At 72.5% G+C, this 2,677-nt stretch carries 2 protein-coding genes; both read left to right on the top strand.

The features are described 5' to 3' along the window. Positions 1–1,143, top strand: a 1,143-nt coding sequence (gene ftsY, locus M3B01_RS14430) for a signal recognition particle-docking protein FtsY (RefSeq protein ID WP_259793226.1), incomplete at its 5' end; no start/stop codon positions are given. 177 nt (positions 1,144–1,320) lie between these two features. Further along, on the top strand, positions 1,321–2,677 hold a 1,357-nt coding region (locus tag M3B01_RS14425; RefSeq protein WP_259793225.1), incomplete at its 3' end, for an ammonium transporter.

Below are 2,677 nucleotides of genomic sequence, written 5' to 3'. Positions count from 1 at the left end.
GTCCCGACAGACGACACCGTTGCCGCCCCTGCCGATGCGCCGGCCGCCCCCGCCCCGTCGGTCCAGGCCCCCGCCCCGTCGGTCCAGGCCCCGGCTCCCTCGCCTGAGGCGCCTGCCCAGCCGGTGGAGGCACCGCCTGCCCCCACGGAGGAGACCACCACCGAGGATGCCCCTGGCCCGGTCATCGACACCCCCGAGGCGCCCGCCGACCGGATGCTGCGGCTGCGCGAGCGCCTGGCACGCTCCGGCTCCATCGGCCGCGGCATCCTCACCCTCCTCACCCGCGGCGCCGTGGACGAGGACACCTGGGACGAGATCGAGGAGACCCTGCTGCTGGCGGACCTCGGGCCGGACGCCACCGATGAGCTGATGGAGAACCTGCGTCGACGCATCCAGGTGCTGGGCACCGATGATGCCGCAGCGGTGCGGGAGGTGCTGCGCGAGGAGCTCGTCACCCTGGTGAACCCGGACCTCGACCGCCGCCTGGCCGCCACCGTCCGCACCGCACCGGACGGCACCGAGGTGCCGTCGGTGATCCTCATGGTGGGTGTCAACGGCACCGGCAAGACGACCACCGTCGGCAAGCTCGCCCGGGTCCTGGTCGCCGCCGAGCGCACCGTGGTGCTGGGCGCCGCCGACACCTTCCGCGCCGCGGCCGCCGACCAGCTCGCCACCTGGGGCTCCCGCGTGGGTGTGGACACGGTGCGCGCCGACCGCGACGGGGCCGATCCCGCCGCCGTCGCCTTCGACGCCGTCAAGGAGGGCGTCGCACAGGGTGTGGACGTCGTCATCATCGACACCGCCGGTCGCCTGCAGAACAAGAAGGGTCTGATGGACCAGCTCGGCAAGGTGCGCCGCGTCGCCGAGAAGGGACTGCACGGCGACACCGTCGCTGAGGTGCTGCTGGTCATCGACGCCACCACCGGCCAGAACGGCATGCAGCAGGCCCGGGTCTTCTCGGAGGCCGTGAACATCACCGGCATCGTGCTGACCAAGCTCGACGGCACCGCCAAGGGCGGGATCGTGGTCAACGTGCAGCGCGAGCTCGGAGTGCCGGTGAAGATGGTGGGCCTGGGCGAGGGCATGGACGACCTCACCCCCTTCGACGCCTACGGCTTCGTGGACGCCCTGCTGGGGGACTGAGCGGACGCGCTTCGAGGGCGGACCCGCAGCGGTCCGCACCGCGAACCCTTCGATCACGGAATGATCACGGCGGCCCTCTGACCTGGTCGGTCACCGGCGCCCACCGCACGATGGCGGCACGGCCCACCACGGACCGTGCCCGCCCCGGGGCGGGCACCACCGACAACAGGAACCGCCATGGACCCCTTCACCCTCGACACAGGGGCGACCGCCTGGATCCTCGTCAGCGCCTCCCTGGTGCTGCTGATGACACCCGGGCTGTCCCTCTTCTACGGAGGCATGGTGCGGTCCCGCACCGTGCTGAACATGATGCTGATGTCCTTCAGCGCGATGGCCGTCGTGGCCCTGGCCTGGACGGCGGCCGGCTATTCGATCGCCTTCGGCGACGACCACGGCGGCGTGCTCGGCAGCCCCTTCCAGTTCATGGGACTGAACGGCACTAACGAGCAGTCGTTGCTGGCCGGCTCCGGCGTGCCCTTCCTGACCGCCGCCGGCTTCCAGATGACCTTCGCGATCATCACCGTGGCCCTCATCTCCGGTGCGATCGCCGATCGCGTCCGCTTCGGCACCTGGCTGACCTTCACCGCCGTGTGGGTGCTGGCCTGCTACGCGCCGATGGCCCACATGGTGTGGGGCGGCGGCCTGCTCTCCGGGGACGGACCCTTCGCCGCGATCGCCGAGCCGGTCGACTTCGCCGGCGGAACCGTCGTGCACATCAACGCCGGCATCGCCGGTCTCGTGCTGGTGCTGGTCGTCGGCCCCCGCCTGGGCTTCGGCAAGGACCCCATGAAGCCCCACAACCTGCCGCTGGTGATGCTGGGAGCGGCACTGCTGTGGTTCGGCTGGTTCGGCTTCAACGCCGGATCCGCGGGCACCGCCGACGCCACCGCGGGTCTCGCCTGGGTCAACACCGCCGTCGCGACCGCCGGGGCGATGCTCGGCTGGATGCTGGTGGAGCGGATCCGGGATCGTCATGTGACCTCACTGGGCGCCGCCTCCGGCGTGGTGGCCGGCTTGGTGGCGATCACGCCGGCGGCCGCCGCCGTGGACCCCCTGGGCGCGATCGTGCTGGGCGCGGTCGCCGGGATCTGCTGCGCCCTCGCCGTCGGCCTGAAGCACCGCATCGGGCTGGACGACTCGCTCGACGTGGTCGGCGTGCACCTGGTGGGCGGACTCGTGGGGACCGTGCTGATCGGCGTGCTCGCCGTGGACGGCGGGCTCCTGCACGGCGGCGGCGCGGCCCTGCTGCTGGTCCAGGCCCTGGTGGCCCTCGCTGCGATGGGCTTCTCCGGACTCGTCACCCTGGTCATCGCCCTCGCGCTCAAGCACACCCTGGGCTGGCGCATCAGCGCCGAGGACGAGGCCGCCGGCATCGACCTCAGCCAGCACGCCGAGGCCGGTTACGATCTGGTCGGTGCCTCCGTTCGCCGCCGGTACGGGCCCGATGCACCCGTGCCCGACGCCCTGGTGGCCGAGGTGCCGGACATCGTCCGCACCACCCCGGCGCCCCCCCCCCCCCCCCCCCCCCCCCCCG

The sequence above is a fragment of the Brachybacterium sp. p3-SID957 genome (assembly GCF_025144775.1).
GTDB classification, from domain to species: Bacteria; Actinomycetota; Actinomycetes; order Actinomycetales; family Dermabacteraceae; genus Brachybacterium; species Brachybacterium epidermidis.
Note: the sequence above shows the minus strand (reverse complement) of the source record. Positions and strands in the feature narration are given on the sequence as shown.